The sequence below is a fragment of the Janthinobacterium sp. GL_088 genome (assembly GCF_057837845.1).
The window spans coordinates 2,420,642-2,438,457 of sequence record NZ_CM174453.1 but is presented as its reverse complement, the minus strand read 5'-3'; the positions used below and the strand labels follow the sequence as shown (position 1 = coordinate 2,438,457).

The following is a 17,816-nucleotide window of genomic DNA, read 5'->3' as shown; positions in this document are numbered from 1 at the left end:
GAGACAAGCCAACGCCCCACATGTACACCCAGCAACCCGCCCAGACCCATCCCGATGGCGTGCCGTTCAGCCGCAGCACCAGCTCGCACGATTACCAGCACGTGCCGCGCCCCGTGACGGCCATGTCCAGGCAATATGCGGCGGGCGACTACACGGCGCCGCACAGCCATGTGCGGGCGCAACTGCTGTATGCGACGGAAGGCGTGATGCGCGTCTCCACCGGGCACGGCGTGTGGATCCTGCCGCCGCGGCGCGCCCTGCTGATCCCCGTGGGCGTCGTGCATGAAGTCCACATCTTGAGCGAACTGAGCATGCGCACCGTGTACATCGATGCGCAGGTGGCGGCCCAATATGGCCACGATTGCAAGGTGCTGGAAGTGAGCCGGCTATTGCGCGAGCTGATCCTGGCCTTGCTGGCCGAACCGATCGAATATGCGCTGGCGGGACGCGGCGACTGGCTGGCGCACCTGATCCTGTCGGAACTGGCGGCGGCCGATACCGTGCCCCTCGCCATCCCCTGGCCGCGCGACCGGCGCCTGGTGGCCGTCTGCTCTGCCATCATGGAAGCGCCCGGCAGCCGGCGCAGCATCGAGGAGTGGGCGCAGGATGCGGGTGCCAGCGCGCGCACCCTGATCCGTCTATTTCCCAAGGAAACGGGCTTGCACTACCGCCAATGGCTGCAGCAAGTCCACCTGGCCGAGGCCTTCTGCCGCCTGGACCGGGGCGAAGGCGTGGCGGCCATCGCCTATGCGCTGGGCTACGCCAGCCCCAGCGCCTTCAGCGCCATGTTCCGCCGCATCCTGGGCCGCACGCCGCAACACTACCTGAGCGAGTGGCGCGCCGCCGATTAAACGGAAAAAGCAGCCCGCAGGCTGCTTTTTACATATTAAAACTTACTCTTTTTCGCCCGCAATCAAGCGGTAGGCCAGCGCGCCCAGCAAGGCACCGATGATCGGTGCCAGCCAGAACAGCCACAACTGGCTCGTGGCCCAGTCGCCCACGTACAGGGCCACGCCCGTGCTTCGGGCCGGGTTGACGGAAGTATTCGTGACGGGAATGCTGATCAGGTGGATCAGGGTCAGCGCCAGGCCGATCGGCAGCGGGGCAAAGCCGGCCGGCGCGCGCTTGTCGGTGGCGCCCAGGATGACGATCAGGAAGAACATCGTCAGCACGATTTCAATGACCAGGGCCGACAGCATCGAATAACCGCCCGGCGAGTGGGCGCCGAAGCCGTTCGAGGCAAAGCCCTTGCTGACATCGAAACCGGCCTGGCCGCTGGCGATCACGTACAGCACGCCGCCGGCCACGATGGCGCCCAGCACTTGCGCGATGATGTATGGCAACAGTTGATTGGCGGGGAAGCGGCCGCCGGCCCACAGGCCGATCGACACAGCTGGGTTCAGGTGGCAGCCCGAGATGTGGCCGATGGCGTAGGCCATGGTCAGCACCGTCAGGCCAAATGCCAGCGCCACGCCGGCAAAGCCGATACCGAGGCCGGGAAAAGCGGCGGCCAGCACGGCGCTGCCGCAACCGCCCAGAACCAGCCAGAACGTGCCGAGAAACTCGGCGCCATATTGTTTCATGATGTATTCCTTTAAATAGTCGAGAAAACGTACCAGGGGACGACCAGTCAGACCGCTCATTGAGCTCGCCCTCACCGCATGGTGATGGCAAGGCAAACACCAGCAAAGTACGGCTACGCAATCGCAGCACAGCGCGCATAATGACATATTGTCATTATCAAGGCAACATTAATCTCATGCAACAATATTAATGGTTTTCTTGGAATCAACTATTATTTTATCAATCATTAAGGCGCAGGGCGGCGCATGTATTTGTGTGGCGCCTCCAATGGCGCAAAACCAAAGCCCGCATACAGGCCATGCGCATCATCGGTCCCCAGCATCCAGGTGACCTCGCGCAAGCGATCATCGCCGAGCACTGCGGCCACCATCTGCTTGCCATAGCCGCGTCCCTGGTATGGCGGCAGGACAAACACGTCGCGCAGGTAGGCAAAATCCGTGTAATCGGTGATGACCCTGGCGAACGCCACTTGCTTGCCATCGACATAGCCGCCGAAACACAGCGCGTTGGCAATCCCCTTGCGCACCGTTTCCAGCGCCACACCGCGCTTCCAGTACGACTGCTCGCTCAGGTAGCGGTGGATCAGGGGCAAGTCCAGCTCGTCGCGCACGCTGGAAATACGCAGTGGCGCGTGCATCAGTTCTTGAACAGCAGGTCGGCTTCGGCGATGCTGGGCTCGCCGAAGTACACGGTGCGCAAGCCGCCCTTGCCATCGCTGCCCATGTACACGCCCGTCATGCTGCGCTCGGCCGGATCGTACAAAATGGTGTAGTGGTGGCCGCAATTGTGCGGCTCGCAGACACTGCTCAGCAGGCGCGCCTTGCCGTCGATCTCGACGGGCTTGAGCGGGCTGGCCACGCCATCGGGCACCCAGCGCTGCCGCTTCAGGCCAGCCTTTTTCAGGCCGATATTGAAAGCCTTGCGAAAGGCATAGTCCGCCTTGTAGACGTCGGGGAAATACGGGCAGGTATGGCCGCCGTCGCAGCTTTGCGCCTGCTCGATCAGCGACAGTTTGGGCGTACGCGCTTGCGCCGGCATGGCGGCCAGCGCCACGGCGGCGCCCAGGAACAGGGGTAAGAGCAAACGTGCGGACATGCAATCTCCTAAAAGCATCCAATAATGGCTGCAGCATAGCAGAATGGCATGCTTGCGCAGCGGCCTCAGGGAGAGCAGCGGATGCCGACTACTCCGTTGACCTTGCCTTCCGGCCATCCCGTCTCGCGCCAGCGGTACACGCCGGGCGCGACGATGATCAATTGCCATTCCACCAGTTTGCCAGCGGCATTGAGGCGGGTTTCATTGTCATAGCGCAAAATCAGGCTACGCTCCGTTTCCGCCACCACGGTCGCGGCAAAGCGGTTGGTTTCACCCAGCTTGCTTTTCCACGTCCGGTCACTGAAGATCGCCAGCCGCTGATGATCGTCAGACAGCTGCATGCGCGTAAAGTGCCGCGCTTCTTCGCAAACACTATTCGTATTCACGCTGTCGGACCAGCTGCCAGACAATTGCGCGGCATCAAAAGGAGTCGGGATGGCGGTCAAGGCCACAGTCAGCAGCAAGGTTGCAAGCATAGTTTATCGAAAGAAAACGAAAAGAATCATCATGGCAGGCGCAGCGCCAGGGTAATGCTCGACGGCAGCGCGGGCGTGCGCCGGTGCAAGGTCGCCTGCTCATAGGCATACGCCATTGCAATAAGTTGCATGTCGCCGTGGGCCGGGCCGATGAAGGACAAGCCGACCGGCAAGCCCCCTGCCACGCCGGCCGGCACCGTGATATGCGGCAAGGCCGACGGCGCCTGCGCCCCGCCATGGCAGGTGGGTCCCACCAGCGCGTCGAGTCCGTGCGAGCCCAGCAACGCTTCGATACCGCCAGGTTCGGGTGCGGGCGGCATCTCGATCAATTCCGCGCCCTGTTCGCGCAACGCCAGCAACGCCTGCCCGATCACGGCGTCGGTGCCGGCGCACAGGCCGAACAGGCTGCGCGCCACGCCGATGCGGCGCCCATGCAAGCCGGCCGTATCGAGCACCACGCCATCGGCCAGGCGCTCGCCGCTCAAGGCTGCGAGCAGCCAGGCCGCCTCGCGCACGCTGGGCGCCATCGGTCCGGCCGTGGCTGGCTCACCGCCCTGCCCCGCGGCAGTCCTGCCCGTGGGCTTGATGGCGACCAGGCCGCAGTTTGAAGCAGGCGCGACGATGGAGCCGTCCGCCGCGCTGTCGACAGCCAGGATGGTCAGCCCGGCCCAGCTGGCACTGGCATGCGGCACGCTGACGGCGGCCCACTGGCGCAAATTGCTTTTGCCGATGATGACGGCGCCGGCCGCGCGCAGGCGCGCCGCCACAAAGGAATCGCAGCTGGCATGCGTGGCCAGCGGCGACTGCGTGCGCGTCTTCATGCGGTCGCCCGTGGCAATATTGTCGCGCAAGACGACGGGAATGCCGTGCAAGGGGCCGCGCACCTTGTGCACCTGGCGCTCGCGGTCCATCTCCAGGGCAATTTTCAACGCATCGGGATTGATTTCAATGCCAGGATAGGCGCGCGCGCCGATGCTGCACAGGGAGCGGATGCGCCCCAGGTACTGCGACGTCAGCGCATGGGAACTGAGTTTGCCTGCCTGCATCATCTGCTGTTGCGGCAAGACGCCCGCATCGAGCAGATGGGCCATGGGGCTGGCGGGCGCCGTGGCACGGGCCAATACGGGACGCGACGCGCCACCGCGTAACATCTGACTGCGCTGCATGGTATCTCCAGGAAACTTCAATGTTTCTGCCGCAATAATGTTCTAGCCATAGCATAGCAGTCCTTGCAACACAATTGTTGTTGAAGGGAATTATTTTTTAAGCAAAAAAAACGCTGCCCGAAGGCAGCGTTTTTTGATGATTCGGCACTGGGGCAAATCAGTTGCGTACGACACGCTTGTATTCGTTGGTACGGGTGTCGATTTCGATGACGTCGTCCTGTGCCACGAACAGCGGCACTTGCACGGTGTGGCGATGTGCGTCGATGGCGTTTTCGATCTTGGCTTCTTTCAGGACGTTGCCCGACGTGTTGCCCTTGACCGCTGGCTCCGAGTACACCACTTGACGGGCGATGGTCGTAGGCAGTTCAACGGAGATAGCTTTGCCGTCGTAGAAAATGGCTTCGCATTCCATGCCATCTTTCAGGTAGTTCAGCGCTTCGCCCAGGTTTTCTTCTTCGATTTCGTACTGGTTGTACTCGGTGTCCATGAACACGAACAGCGGGTCGGCGAAGTACGAGTACGTCACTGGCTTTTTATCCAGAACAACAACGTCGAACTTGTCGTCGCCGCGGAACACGTTTTCCATCGGGGTGTTCGTCAGAAGATTTTTCATCTTCCATTTGTAGGTGAAGCCCGTGCGGCTCGAACCGTTGACATCAGAACGCAACACGATCATTGGCTTGCTGTCGACCATGATGATATTGCCAACACGAATTTCTTTTGCGGGTTTCATAGGAATGTACGTAAAAAGTGGGTTGCATGAAGACCATCTGCCGCCTGTGCGCCATCGGCGCCGCAAGCTTGCGTTTGATCGGTTAAAAATACGTTAGAAATAACCGGGCATTTTACCTTAATTTTTGGCAAGCGCCTATCTCGTCGCGCCAGCGAACGCCAGCAGCTTACTTGCCAGATCGCCATTAGCCTGCATCTGCCGCTGCCAGACCTGCGCGCGCGCCCGGATGCGCGGCAGATCGGCCTGCAATGCGGGCCACAGCTGCGCCCACGGCGAGGCATCCGCGCTGGCGCCATTCCAGGCCAGCGCCGCTTGCACCAGGCTGTCGATGGCACCGTCGGCATCGGCCGCATAGCGCTGCAGGAAGGCGCGCAATTTCACGTGATGCAAGTTTTCATCCTGCACGTAGATATGCCAGAGAAACGGCTGGCCGGCCCATTGCGCGCGCACGAAGGAATCTTCGCCGCGCACGAGATTGACGTCGCAAGCCCACAGCAGACGGTCGTAATCGTCTTGCGGCACGAACGGCAGCACGCGCACGGTGAGCGCGCCGCGCGTGCGCGCCACACCGGCCAGCGCCGCATCATCGCCGATAAACGCCTGAACGGCATCGAACGCGACGCCTTCCGGCACCAGGCACGTCACGGGTTCGCTGCCAGCCTGCCAGGCCGCAAACAGCTCGGCGACGGGAGCGGACGGGTAGCAGAACAGCGAAACTTTCAAGGCGCACATTTCCGCCTCCGTCATGCCGAATCGGCCGAGGAATGCCGCCATGACATCCCCATCAGACTGAAACGCCAGCCTTTGCTCCTCCAGCGCCGCTTCGCGCAGCAGCCCGCCCGTTTTATCCGTAAAGCCAGGGAAGAAGAAATGCTTGATCATGCCGTGGCGCGGCGACGTCAGCGCATGGCAGCCCTCGACCCACTCTTCCGCCGTCAAGCCTTCCAGGTTCAGCCACACGGGATGCGGGGCGCACAGCGCCATGGCGCTGATATAGCCGGGCGGGATGTCGCAGGCGAAAAACTCGATGACGATGTCGGCGATATCGGCGGGCGCAAACACGCCATCCTGGCCGCGCCAATGGCGTACCGTGACGCCGGAGACGTGCTGCGCTTCGACCGCCACGTCGATTTCCGGGCAGATGCGCCGGAAACTCGGCAAATCATCGACCCACAGGGTGACGGCCACGGCATGCTCGCCGCTCAACTGCCGCGCAAGGCGCCAGCAAATGCCGATATCGCCGTAGTTGTCGACGACTTTGCAGAAGATGGCCAGAGATGCTGCACGATCGGTGGGTAATGGCATATGCAAGGGAAAGAGAAAAACGTTGGCATGGCGACCCATAACAAAAAAGCCGCGCTGTTACCAGGCGGCTTTTTTGTTGGCTGATTCAGCCGGTCTGGCGTCCCCAAGGGGATTCGAACCCCTGTACTCACCGTGAAAGGGTGATGTCCTAGGCCTCTAGACGATGGGGACAGAAAATCTGTCCAAGATGCATTATTCCGCACCCCGACCTGTTACTGCTTGCGAATCTGGCGTCCCCAAGGGGATTCGAACCCCTGTACTCACCGTGAAAGGGTGATGTCCTAGGCCTCTAGACGATGGGGACAGAAATCTGTCCTGAATGCACTACTTTGCATCCTGACCCGGTACTGCAGCAATATGGCAGAAACAAAAAAAGCCTGACTTGTCAGGCCCGTTCAGCGCTGCTCTCTTACTTTACAACTAAATCTTGGCGTCCCCAAGGGGATTCGAACCCCTGTACTCACCGTGAAAGGGTGATGTCCTAGGCCTCTAGACGATGGGGACCTGTGCTGGCTTTACTCTCAGCGGACTCTTCGTTGAAGGCTTTGCTTAGCCCCTCAAAAAAGCGTGCGCGAAGTTTAACACGAAGCGATTCACGAAATCAACTGCTGACCTTCTTATTTTCCACCTTATTTCAATCATTGCCACCACGACAAGGGGCAACGACAACAGAACAGAAATACTACCTGCAAAACCCACTCCCAATCAAAGATTCATTGCTTAAATATCAATCCTACCCTCCCTTTTTTACCAGACCAAGACACATATGGAGGACGAAGAGGAAGGGGCACTGCCTGCCGATGCGCCCGAAAAACGTTAAAACAGAATTCATAAGAATCAGAAAGCTCACAAAACTTGCCATCATCGCTGAAACACCATCCAACACAAAAGCTAGTACCATTAGGCACTACATATAAAATTTCAAATAAAGTTTTCTACTACACCGATCAGATAATCAGGAATCAGGGAAATGGCCAACGATCCGCTAAAACACCCTCGCGCGGAACTAGCCACCGCATCAAGAGCAATTGCCGCAATGCAGAACGCAAAGACGATGGATGAGTTCGAGTCGGACTGGCGCGGCTTTCTAAATTGCTTAGAGAAGGCATGGCAAAAGGTGGAGCGAAGCTGTCAACCGATGCGAAATTTGTTCGAACCGTGGCAGGGCACTTACCATGGCTTGCGGAAAAAAGATATGCTCCTCCGCTACCTGAAACAGGCACGCGACGCCGACAATCACTCCATCCAAGATGTCGCAAAAATTCAACCAGGCTCAAGGGGATATAGATTTGCAAACCCTAACGGAGGCTACATCAAGCACATGGAAATTAAGAATGGCCAAGTAGTTCGCTATGAAGGAGATCCGATGATTATTGAGGAAACACCGCCACATCCCGTTGCTATAGCAGTGAAAAATAATGGGGAATGGTTCAATCCACCAACATCCCACCTTGGCCAAGCAATCCCCAATCACCACCCAGTTACGCTAGCCGAATTAGGGCTAAAATTTTACGCAGCCTACATCGATGAGGTGGAGAGCAAATTCTATCGCCCTGCACCAGCCTGAACTAGTTCGCCCAAGTAGAAAAAGCAAACTATCCAAACATGCGAACTTGGTGGCAGTGCAAAATATGCGGTAATGCCCCCCAAAAAAAAGGGGGCACCCTCCCATAGCTCCATACCATTGGAGGCTTACGGGAGCTGAGCGCTACCTCTTGCATTCCATGCAAGCGCGCGAATAGCTTAGTCAAACTCAGCCGAAGGGCGTGTCGATTAATTCGCGGATGCAAAAAAAGCCGCTCGAGGCGACTTTGATTTATTCACTACCTGTTTCTGCGCTGTTGGTGGAGGTAAGCGGGATCGAACCGCTGACCTCTTGCATGCCATGCAAGCGCTCTCCCAGCTGAGCTATACCCCCCGGGCGCAGAAACACTGCTACTTCTTCACTACAACACCAGACTGAACTGGCGTCCCCAAGGGGATTCGAACCCCTGTACTCACCGTGAAAGGGTGATGTCCTAGGCCTCTAGACGATGGGGACCTCGGTACTACATTTTTACCTCTACAGTTTGCCGCTTTATCTCTGCGCTGTTGGTGGAGGTAAGCGGGATCGAACCGCTGACCTCTTGCATGCCATGCAAGCGCTCTCCCAGCTGAGCTATACCCCCCGGGCGCAGAAATAATAAAAGCCGCACTTGGCGACTTTGTTCCACTACTTGCTTTCCATCCAGATTCCGCTTTTTACGGCTCTGAACTTACAACAATCAGTACAAACAACTGCCACTACTATATCACAACTACCTGGCGTCCCCAAGGGGATTCGAACCCCTGTACTCACCGTGAAAGGGTGATGTCCTAGGCCTCTAGACGATGGGGACCGCGGAACTTCCAAACAACATCTGCACCACTTCAACGACTAACAAAACCTGACTGCGATTTTGCTGCTGGTGGAGGTAAGCGGGATCGAACCGCTGACCTCTTGCATGCCATGCAAGCGCTCTCCCAGCTGAGCTATACCCCCGTTGGTGCAGAAACAAGAGTATAGCAAAGAAGTTTCACTCTGCAAATACCCTTTTTCGTCTATGAGCAACTTTTCATAGGGGCGGTTTCCGCACCGTATTTTTACGCGTATTTCATCGCGGCGATTACAGCCACTTTGCCAGGCGCGCCAGCACGGTGTCGCGGCCGAAGATCACCACCACCTGGTCAATGGCCGGGGTCTGCAACTGGCCCGTCAAAATCAAACGCAAAGGCATGGCCAGCAACGGCATCTTGATGGTATTGGCGGCCAGCACTTCCTTGATCATGGCGGCGACGGCTTCCTTGCTCCACTCCACCGTGGCGATACGCTCGGCAAACTGCGCCAGCACGGGCTTGATGGCATCCGTGATGTGCTGCGCTGCCAGTTCCGCTTCCGGCTGCGGCTCGCGGAAGAACAGCATCGAGGCGGCAGCCAGTTCATTGATGGTATTGGCGCGCTCCTTCATCATGCCCAGCACTTGCGCCAGATCCGGCGCGCCTTCGAAGACGGCGCCGGCGGCGACCATTTGCGGACGCGCAAGATCGGCCAGGCGCGTATTGTCTGCCTGCTTGATATAGTGGTTATTCAGCCAGGCCAGTTTTTCATTGTTGAACTGGGCCGCCGATTTCGACAGGTGGTTCAGGTTGAACCATTCGCAGAATTGCTCGGTCGAGAACACTTCATCGTCGCCATGGCTCCAGCCCAGGCGCGCCAGGTAGTTCAGCATCGCTTCCGGCAGGAAGCCTTGCGCCGGGTAATCCATCACGCTGACGGCGCCATGGCGCTTCGACAGCTTCTCGCCATCCGCACCCAAAATCATCGGCAGGTGGCCGTACAGCGGCAGCGGAGCGCCGATGGCGCGCAGGATGTTGATCTGGCGCGGGGTGTTGTTGACATGGTCGTCGCCGCGGATCACGTGGGTGATCTGCATGTCCCAGTCATCGACGGCCACGCAGAAGTTGTACGTCGGCGTGCCATCCGGGCGCGCGATCACCAGGTCGTCCAGCTCGCGATTCGAGATCGTGATCGTGCCCTTGACCACATCGTCCCACGTCACGTCGCCATCGAGCGGGTTCTTGAAGCGCACGACGGGCTTGCGGTCGGCAGGGATGGCTGGCAGGGTCTTGCCCGGCTCCGGGCGCCAGGTACCGTCGTAACGCGGCTTTTCGCCGGCGGCGCGCATGCGCTCGCGCATCGCTTCGACTTCTTCCTGCGACGAGTAGCAGTGATATGCCGTGCCTTCAGCCAGCATCTGCGCCACCACTTCGCGGTAGCGGTCCATGCGCTGCATCTGGTAGAACGGGCCTTCGTCGTGATCCAGGCCCAGCCACTTCATGCCTTCGATGATGGCTTGCACGGCTTCCGGCGTGGAACGCTCCACGTCCGTGTCTTCGATGCGCAGCACGAAGGTGCCACCAAAGTGACGGGCATACGCCCAGCTATATAAAGCGGTGCGGGCGCCGCCCAGGTGCAGATAGCCGGTCGGGCTGGGAGCGAAACGGGTACGGACGGGAGTAGCGGTTGTGGTCATCGAAGTAGTCAGGCTTGAATAAGTAAAGCGCCATTTTACTCTGTTGACCGCCGCCGCTCCACAAGCGTCGTCACAGCTGCAGCAAGCGCCTTTTCACCTCGTCCGCCTGCGCATGCAGCGCCCGCTCAAACAGGGCGACCAGTTGCGACAGGGGCCGGTGCAGGGGCTTGACCAGATTCACCGTGAACGGCAAGGACACGGCAAAACGGCGAATCTGCAAGCCCTGCCCCGCATAATCGAGGGCCGTGAGCGGATTGACGATGGCCAGCCCCACGCCTTCGCGCACCATGGCGCAGACGGAAGCGGCGCTGTGTGTGTCGAGCGCCATGCGCCGCTCCACACTCGCCTGCGCGAAGATGGCGTCGATCTGCTGGCGGTAGGGGTCGACGGCGGCCAGGCTGATGAAAGGCTGGCCTGCGAAGTCCGCCGGCTGCAACACGGCCTTGCCGGCGAGCGCATGGCCATCGGGCAGCACGCACACTTCATCGACAGACATCAAGGTATCAAGCACTGTGCCCGGCGGCGCATTGCCCACTTCCGTCAGGCCGATATCGTGGCGCTGCGCCGACAGCCATTCTTCCAGCAGCGGCGACTCCTGCGGCGTGATGCTGATGCTCACCTTGGGAAAATCGGCGACGAAGCGCTTGCACGCCTGCGGCAACAAGGACTGGGAAAACACGGGCAGGCAGGCGATCGACAGCTGCCCCTGGTCAAACTGGCGCAGGGCCGCCGCCGTGCTGACGATGCGCTCCAGGCCGAAATACGCGCGCTGCACTTCCTCGAACAGCTGCAGCGCCTGGGCCGTCGGGCGCAGCCGCCCCCGCTCGCGCTCGAACAGGGTGAGGCCCGTCAAGTGCTCGAGGCGCGCCAGCTCGCGGCTGACGGTGGGCTGCGATGTGTGCAGCATGGCGGCGGCGGCCGTCACGCTGCCCGTCGTCATGATGGCTCGGAAGACCTCGATATGGCGCAAGGAGATAGTCATGGCCATATCATAAATGAATAAGGTAGCCCTAAATAGATATTTTATAGTCGAAGCACAATCGGCCATCATGCGCTATCTCCTCATTCCACCGAAAGCACACGATGAAGCCCGTCACCGACCAGACCCTTGTCCAACTCGCCCAGCAACACGGCACGCCATTGTGGGTGTATGACGCGGCCACCATCCGCGCGCGCGTGGCGCAGCTGGCGCAGTTCGACACCGTGCGCTTCGCGCAAAAGGCCAATTCGAACATCCACCTGCTCACCCTGATGCGCGAGGCGGGCGTGCACGTGGACGCCGTCTCGCTGGGCGAGATCGAGCGCGCGCTGCAGGCAGGCTTTACGCCGGCGCAAACGAACGGCGCCGCCGGCGTGGTGTTCACCTGCGACCTGTTCGACCGCCCTACCCTGGCGCGCGTGGCGGCAGCAAAGATCGAAGTCAATTGCGGCTCCGTCGACATGCTGCGCCAGCTGGGCCCTGTGTCGCCCGGCCACCGCGTCTGGCTGCGCATCAATCCCGGCTATGGCCATGGCCATAGCAACAAGACCAATACGGGCGGCGAAAACAGCAAGCACGGTATCTGGCATGAAGAGCTGCCAGAGGCGCTGGCCGTCATCCGCGCGCATGGCCTGCACCTGGTCGGCCTGCACATGCACATCGGCTCGGGCGTCGACTACAGCCACCTGGAAACCGTCTGCGGCACCATGGTCGACCTGGTCAAGAACATGGGCCACGACATCGAAGCCATTTCCACCGGCGGCGGCCTGTCCGTGCCTTACCGCGAAGGCGAGCAGCCCGTCGATACGGACCACTACTTCCAGCTGTGGGATGCGGCGCGCAAGCAGATCGAGGCGCACCTGGGCCATCGCGCGCACCTGGAAATCGAACCGGGCCGCTTCCTCGTGGCCGACGCGGGCCTGCTGGTGGCCGAAGTGCGCGCCACCAAGCAAATGGGCGGCAACCACTTCACCCTGCTCGACACGGGCTTCAATGAACTGATGCGCCCCGCCATGTACGGCAGCTACCATGAAATGTCGGTCATCGCGCATGACGGCCGGGCACTGGACACGCGGCACGCCACCGTGGTCGGCGGCCCCCTGTGCGAATCGGGCGACGTGTTTACCCAGCGCGATGGCGGCGTGGTGGAAACCCGTTTACTGCCAGCAGCGCAGGTGGGCGACTACGTCGTCTTCGAAGGCGCGGGCGCGTATGGCGCGTCGATGTCGTCGAACTACAACAGCCGTCCGCATGCGGCGGAATACCTGGTCGATGGGGAACAGTCCCGCTTGATCCGCCGCCGCCAGACGGTGGCCGAGCTGATCGCGCTGGAACAACTCTAAAACCGCGCCCGCGTGCGGGCATGCGCATCTGCTAACATCGGGGCAACTCGATGAAAGCCCGCCATGCCCGCCACCACCCTTGCCCGCCGCAGCGGCGTTTTTCTACTGCCTCTGCTGCCCCTGCTGCTGTCCGCCATCCTTGCCGGCTGCGCCGCCCTGCCCTCGCTGGACGGGCGCAGCCCCTCCAGCGTCATCACCGATACGGCCGACACCCGGCTGGCCACGGCCATTGCGCCCATGGTGGCGCAGCATCCCGGCGTGTCCGGCATTTATCCACTGGTCGACGGACGCGATGCGTTTGCCGCGCGCGCCCTGCTGGCCGCCGCCGCCCAACGCAGCCTCGATGTGCAGTACTACATCTGGCACAAGGACATCACCGGCACCCTGCTGTTTGACGCCCTGCGCCAGGCGGCCGAACGGGGCGTGCGCGTGCGCCTGCTGCTCGACGATAACAACACGGCGGGCCTGGACCAGACCCTGAGCATGCTGGGCAAGCAGGCGAATATCGAAATCCGCCTGTTCAATCCCTTCGTGCCCCGCTCTCCGCGCGCGCTGGCCTTTGCCACGGATTTTTCCCGCCTCAACCGGCGCATGCACAATAAATCGTTCACGGCCGATAACCAGGCCACCATCGTTGGCGGGCGCAACGTGGGCGATGAATATTTTGGCGCGGCCGGCGACGTGCTGTTCGCCGACCTGGACGTGCTGGCCGTCGGCCCCGTCGTCGACGACGTCTCGCAGGATTTCGACCGCTACTGGAACAGCGCCTCTGCCTACCCGGCCAGGCTGCTGCTGACCACCCCTGTCGAGGGTGACGCGACCACCATCGCCGCCGAGGCGGATCGCATCGACGATACCAAGGCGGCCGAGGAATACGTGCAGGCGCTGCGCACCTCGCCCTTCGTCAGGCAAATGATGGAGCGCACCCTGCCCTTCGAATGGGCCCAGACGCGCATGGTCAGCGACGACCCGGCCAAGGTGCTGGACAAGGCCCGACCAGGCACGGGCGTGGCGGACAAGCTGCAAAACCTGCTCGGCGTGCCGGAAAAGGAAGTGGACCTGGTGTCGCCGTATTTCGTCCCCGGCAAGTCGGGCACCCAGGCCTTTGCCGACCTGGCAAGAGAAGGCGTGGGCGTGCGCATCCTGACGAATGCGCTGGAGGCAACCGACGTGGCGGCCGTGCATGCCGGCTATGCGAAGTGGAGAAAGCCGCTGCTGGAAGCGGGCGTGCTGCTGTACGAGTCGCGCCGCTCGTGGGAAGCCGGCGACGCGCGCGAACAGCCGGGCCGCTTCGGCAGCTCCGCATCGAGCCTGCATGCCAAGACCTTTGCCGTCGATGACCGGCGCATCTTTGTCGGCTCGTTCAATTTCGATCCGCGCTCGATCGAATTGAACACGGAAATGGGCCTCGTCATCGACAGCCCCGCGCTGGCCAGCCAGCTGGGTCTAGCCATGCGCACCACGATCCCGCAGCGCGCCTACCAGGTGCTGCTTGGCGACGACGGCGCCCTGTACTGGCTCGCCCGCGACGCCAGCGGCGCCACCACGCGCTACGACACGGAACCGGGCACCAGCGTGTGGAAGCGCATGGGAGTGGCGATTCTGTCCGTGCTGCCGATCGACTGGCTGCTGTAAGCGCCCTAGCGCACCGCTTCCGTCAACACCCGCCCTTCCGACGCCGACGGGTGGCGTATGCGCAGCAAATGGGCCAGCGTAGGTGCGATATCGACCACTTCCGCATACTGGCCATAGGCGCCCGGCTTGATCCAGCGGGGGCCGAAGACCATCAGCGGCACGTTCGTGTCATACGTGTACGGCGTGCCGTGCGAGGTGCCGCCGCTGCCCTTGCCGAAGTACCAGGCCGGTTTTGTCACCAGCATCAGGTCGCCCGACAGCTGGCGGTTCCAGGCGCGGCGCATCAGGGTGTCCATGCGCGTGGCGACGGCCCCCGTTTCCATCTGCGTGCGCGTATAGACTTGCGCCAGGCCGTCCTGCTGCAGCAGGAAGCGGGCCGCCGCATCTTCCAGGGCAGCGCGATGGACGCCGCTCTTTTCAGCCAGCGCGTAATCGAGATAGATATTCGGCAGCGATGACGTCGTCACCAGCTTGTCGATGCCCAAGGTCGTCGCCAGATGCCGGTTCAAGGCATCGACCAGCTTGGCGCCGTCGATGCGCTTGGCCGAGAAACCGCGCGTTTCGGCAAATTCCGGCACGTTGGCAAAACCATGGTCGGCCGTCAGTACCACCAGCACGTTATCCATGCCGACTTTTTTATCGAGGTCGGCAAAGAAACCGGCCAGCATGCGGTCCAGGCGCTGCAGGTGGTCGTGCGACATCTTGCTTTCCGGGCCGTACGCATGGTTCACGTAGTCGTGCGCGGACAAGCTCACGCCGAGGATATCGGGCACGCCGGCCGGGTTGCGGCCCAAGTTTTCGCCATCGATGGCGGCACGGGCGAATTCCAGGGTCAGCTCGTCGAGGAAGGGGCCGGATTTCAGGCGGCTGTAGTACTCGCCATCGAGCTTGCCGCTGTCGCTGTAATAGGCGAACGGGAAGGTGTTGCGCGTGCCCGGCTTGGCCGCCACAAGATCATCGCGGGCGTCCCGCGCATAGGCCGAATCGGCCAGCAGCGGCGTCCAGCTCTTGCCATAGTAACGGTCCTGCGGTTTGGCGGCCTGGTAGCGCTGCACCCATTGCGGATGCTGCTGCATGTAATAGGTGCTGCTGGCGAAATTGCCCGTCTTTTCCATGTACATGTACGCCGTGCCCGTTTTCCCGGCCAGCAGGATGGCGCCCCGGTCCTTGCCCGATACCGTGACGACCTTGGCCTGGTTGCCCGTCGAGTAGCGCAGCTCGTCGCCCAGGGTGCTCACGCGCAGTTTCGTCGGCGCCGTGCCGTCGTCACTCTGCGTCTCTTCGCCGATGTAATGGAAATTGCCATCTTCGGTGCAATACACGGATTTTTTCGTGACGGGGTCGATCCAGTTATTCCCGATCACGCCATGCTGATAAGGATAGGCGCCCGACAGCACGGCCGAATGGCCGATGGCCGTGACCGTGATGCCATGCGCCTGGTGCGCATCGCTGAACCACGCGCCCTGCTCCAGCAGGCGGCGGAAACCGCCCTGGCCGAACTGGTCGCGGTAGCGCGTCACCTGCTCTTGCGGCAAGCCGTCCACCACCAGCACGACTACCAGCTTTGGTTGCGCCACTGCGGTGGAAGCGGCAGCAACGGCCTTGGCCGCATGCGCCTGGCACGCCGCCACGCCAGCCATCAGCAGCAGCGCCTGCGCCAGTTGCCGGGAAAGGGAGAAATGTTTCGTCATATCCGCTCATCAAAAGTTAGGCCACCGGCCAGCATACGCCGACTATATGACACAATAATGACAAGAGGCAACAATATAAAAAAGGCCAGGCTCCATCGCTGGAACCCGGCCTTTGCCGCAACAGACAATATATTTGACTTACTTGACCGTCACCTTGATGCTTTTGCTTAACTCCGGCCCATACGACTGGTGCGCGCCATTGGCGAACTGCATCGTCAAGGTGTACTGGCCAGGCGGCAAGGTGACGTCCGTTTCCGTTTGTCCTTTGCCGAAATGCAAATGCTTGTCATCCATGGGGATCATGTCGCCCGCCTTCATCGGCCCCATATTAATGAGCAAATGATGGTGGCCCGTCTTGACCGTCATGTCGCCGGCCGGCTTGACGTCCATGCCGCTGACGGCAAACTTGACCTTGAACGGGCTCGTCACTGTCGCGCCATCGACGGGCTCGACGAACGAGACGGATTGCGCAAACGCGCTGGCGGCCAGCAAGGTACCGGCAATCAGGACTGCGACCTGGCGCAGGAATACGGTGGTTAATTGCATGATGTCTCCTCTTGTTTAATAACAACACGGACTGCATGAAAGCATATTCCTGGCGACCATGGCGCAGGGGAGCTGCTGGGGTCAGACCCGGCGGGTCTGACCCATGGCCGATCATCAATCGTTCTTGATGACGATCGACGGGAATTTACTTGTCATATCCTTCGCCTTTTCCGCCACCTTGATGGCGATGGTGCGGGCGATCTGCTTGTAGATCACGGCAACGGGGCCTTCCGGCTCGGCCACGACGGTCGGCGTGCCCGAATCCGTCTGCTGGCGAATCGCCATGGTCAGCGGCAAGGCGCCGAGGAATTCCACGCCAAAGTCCGCGCACATCTTCGCGCCGCCGCCGGCGCCGAAGATTTCTTCCGCATGGCCGCAGTTCGAGCAGATGTGCGTGCTCATGTTTTCCACCACGCCCAGAATCGGGATGCCGACTTTCTCGAACATTTTCAAACCCTTGCGCGCGTCCAGCAGGGCGATGTCCTGCGGCGTGGTAACGATGACGGCGCCCGTGACGGGCACCTTCTGCGACAGGGTCAGCTGGATGTCGCCCGTGCCTGGCGGCATGTCGACGATCAGGTAATCGAGGTCGCGCCAGTTGGTCTGGTCCAGCAACTGCTGCAAGGCTTGCGTAACCATCGGGCCGCGCCACACCATCGGCTCGTCCGGATCGATCATGAAGCCGATCGACGACACTTGCAGGCCGTGGTTTTCCATCGGCTCCATGCTCTTGCCATCCAGCGTTTTTGGCTGGCCGCTGATGCCCAGCATCATCGGTTGCGACGGGCCATAGATGTCGGCGTCGAGCATGCCGACGGTGGCGCCTTCAGCCGCCAGGGCCAGGGCCAGGTTGACAGCCGTGGTCGATTTACCAACACCACCCTTGCCGGAAGCGACGGCGATGATGTTTTTCACGTTGCTCATCGGCTTCAAGCCGCGCTGTACCGTGTGCGAAATGATTTTCGACGACACGCCCACGCTGACATTGCCCACGCCCGGCAGCACGCGCAGGGCGGCCAGCACGGATTTGCGGATCAGGTCGATCTGGCTCTTGGCGGGATAACCGAGTTCGATGTCGAGCGAAATGTCATCGCCATCGACTTTCAGATTCTTGACGGTTTTGCTGGAAACGAAATCTTTATGTGTATTTGGATCAATAACCTGGGCCAGCGCGGCCTTGACGTCTTCTACTGTGATGCTCATGTAAATCT

Annotated in this window: 16 protein-coding genes and 8 tRNA genes; 4 read left to right on the top strand and 20 right to left on the bottom strand. The window is 61.0% G+C overall.

The annotated features are described in order from the left end of the window. Positions 1-20: 20 nt before the first annotated feature. Positions 21-851 carry an AraC family transcriptional regulator gene (locus AC3IQ7_RS11230; protein ID WP_489209572.1) on the top strand — a complete coding sequence of 277 codons (831 nt, stop codon included), beginning with the start codon at positions 21-23 and terminating at the stop codon, positions 849-851. 42 nt (positions 852-893) lie between these two features. Here AC3IQ7_RS11230 and aqpZ read toward each other — a convergent pair whose 3' ends face one another. From aqpZ to AC3IQ7_RS11180, 10 genes are all read right to left on the bottom strand, one after another. Beyond that, positions 894-1,583, bottom strand: a complete 690-nt coding sequence (gene aqpZ / locus AC3IQ7_RS11225) for an aquaporin Z (RefSeq protein ID WP_034778070.1) — start codon at positions 1,581-1,583, stop codon at positions 894-896. Between the two features lie 227 nt (positions 1,584-1,810). Next, on the bottom strand, positions 1,811-2,221 hold the full coding sequence (locus tag AC3IQ7_RS11220; protein ID WP_489209570.1) for a GNAT family N-acetyltransferase: 411 nt from the start codon (positions 2,219-2,221) through the stop codon (positions 1,811-1,813). After that, positions 2,221-2,679 (bottom strand): Ivy family c-type lysozyme inhibitor, encoded by a 459-nt coding sequence (locus tag AC3IQ7_RS11215; protein WP_158301342.1) that lies wholly within the window; start codon positions 2,677-2,679, stop codon positions 2,221-2,223. Before AC3IQ7_RS11215 ends, AC3IQ7_RS11220 begins: the two co-directional genes overlap by 1 nt. A 65-nt stretch (positions 2,680-2,744) precedes the next feature. Further along, entirely contained in the window at positions 2,745-3,155 is a 411-nt protein-coding gene (locus tag AC3IQ7_RS11210; protein WP_489209568.1) for a hypothetical protein, read from the bottom strand. 29 nt (positions 3,156-3,184) lie between these two features. Next, positions 3,185-4,321 (bottom strand): amidase family protein, encoded by a 1,137-nt coding sequence (locus tag AC3IQ7_RS11205; RefSeq protein ID WP_322428107.1) that lies wholly within the window; start codon positions 4,319-4,321, stop codon positions 3,185-3,187. Between the two features lie 157 nt (positions 4,322-4,478). Then, a complete protein-coding gene (locus AC3IQ7_RS11200; protein WP_034758247.1) occupies positions 4,479-5,054 on the bottom strand; it encodes an elongation factor P in 576 nt (191 codons plus the stop codon). Between the two features lie 135 nt (positions 5,055-5,189). After that, positions 5,190-6,359 carry an elongation factor P maturation arginine rhamnosyltransferase EarP gene (gene earP / locus AC3IQ7_RS11195; protein ID WP_489209565.1) on the bottom strand — a complete coding sequence of 390 codons (1,170 nt, stop codon included), beginning with the start codon at positions 6,357-6,359 and terminating at the stop codon, positions 5,190-5,192. Between the two features lie 95 nt (positions 6,360-6,454). Next, positions 6,455-6,530 (bottom strand) — tRNA-Glu (locus AC3IQ7_RS11190). Between the two features lie 57 nt (positions 6,531-6,587). Further along, positions 6,588-6,663, bottom strand: a tRNA-Glu gene (locus tag AC3IQ7_RS11185). A gap of 124 nt (positions 6,664-6,787) precedes the next feature. Further along, positions 6,788-6,863, bottom strand: a tRNA-Glu gene (locus AC3IQ7_RS11180). Between the two features lie 466 nt (positions 6,864-7,329). On the opposite strand from AC3IQ7_RS11180, the gene AC3IQ7_RS11175 reads away from it, so the two are divergent. Next, positions 7,330-7,926, top strand: coding sequence for a hypothetical protein (locus AC3IQ7_RS11175; protein ID WP_489209563.1), 597 nt, complete (start codon positions 7,330-7,332; stop codon positions 7,924-7,926). A gap of 275 nt (positions 7,927-8,201) precedes the next feature. Here AC3IQ7_RS11175 and AC3IQ7_RS11170 read toward each other — a convergent pair. From AC3IQ7_RS11170 to AC3IQ7_RS11140, 7 genes are all read right to left on the bottom strand, one after another. Then, positions 8,202-8,277 (bottom strand) — tRNA-Ala (locus AC3IQ7_RS11170). Between the two features lie 47 nt (positions 8,278-8,324). Then, positions 8,325-8,400: transfer RNA gene (locus tag AC3IQ7_RS11165), tRNA-Glu, on the bottom strand. A gap of 51 nt (positions 8,401-8,451) precedes the next feature. Further along, positions 8,452-8,527 (bottom strand) — tRNA-Ala (locus tag AC3IQ7_RS11160). Between the two features lie 134 nt (positions 8,528-8,661). Next, positions 8,662-8,737 (bottom strand) — tRNA-Glu (locus AC3IQ7_RS11155). A 67-nt stretch (positions 8,738-8,804) separates the two neighbouring features. Next, a tRNA-Ala gene (locus AC3IQ7_RS11150) sits at positions 8,805-8,880 on the bottom strand. Between the two features lie 124 nt (positions 8,881-9,004). Continuing rightward, complete coding sequence (gltX, locus tag AC3IQ7_RS11145) at positions 9,005-10,411, bottom strand: glutamate--tRNA ligase (RefSeq protein ID WP_489209561.1); 1,407 nt, start codon at positions 10,409-10,411, stop codon at positions 9,005-9,007. 70 nt (positions 10,412-10,481) lie between these two features. Beyond that, positions 10,482-11,393: a LysR family transcriptional regulator gene (locus tag AC3IQ7_RS11140; RefSeq protein ID WP_489209559.1), complete on the bottom strand. Its 912-nt coding sequence runs from the start codon at positions 11,391-11,393 to the stop codon at positions 10,482-10,484. 101 nt (positions 11,394-11,494) lie between these two features. Here AC3IQ7_RS11140 and lysA point away from each other — a divergent pair, with 101 nt between their 5' ends. Further along, a complete protein-coding gene (gene lysA, locus AC3IQ7_RS11135; RefSeq protein ID WP_489209557.1) occupies positions 11,495-12,733 on the top strand; it encodes a diaminopimelate decarboxylase in 1,239 nt (412 codons plus the stop codon). 63 nt (positions 12,734-12,796) lie between these two features. Beyond that, positions 12,797-14,368 carry a phospholipase D family protein gene (locus tag AC3IQ7_RS11130; protein ID WP_489209556.1) on the top strand — a complete coding sequence of 524 codons (1,572 nt, stop codon included), beginning with the start codon at positions 12,797-12,799 and terminating at the stop codon, positions 14,366-14,368. 5 nt (positions 14,369-14,373) lie between these two features. On the opposite strand, the gene AC3IQ7_RS11125 is transcribed toward AC3IQ7_RS11130, so the two are convergent. The 3 genes from AC3IQ7_RS11125 to apbC all read right to left on the bottom strand — a co-directional run bounded on the left by AC3IQ7_RS11125 (position 14,374) and on the right by apbC (position 17,808). Then, entirely contained in the window at positions 14,374-16,059 is a 1,686-nt protein-coding gene (locus AC3IQ7_RS11125) for an alkaline phosphatase family protein (RefSeq protein ID WP_489209554.1), read from the bottom strand. Between the two features lie 138 nt (positions 16,060-16,197). Next, a complete protein-coding gene (locus AC3IQ7_RS11120) occupies positions 16,198-16,605 on the bottom strand; it encodes a DUF4399 domain-containing protein (RefSeq protein ID WP_489209552.1) in 408 nt (135 codons plus the stop codon). Between the two features lie 114 nt (positions 16,606-16,719). Next, a complete protein-coding gene (apbC, locus tag AC3IQ7_RS11115; protein WP_034758315.1) occupies positions 16,720-17,808 on the bottom strand; it encodes an iron-sulfur cluster carrier protein ApbC in 1,089 nt (362 codons plus the stop codon). Positions 17,809-17,816: the final 8 nt, after the last annotated feature.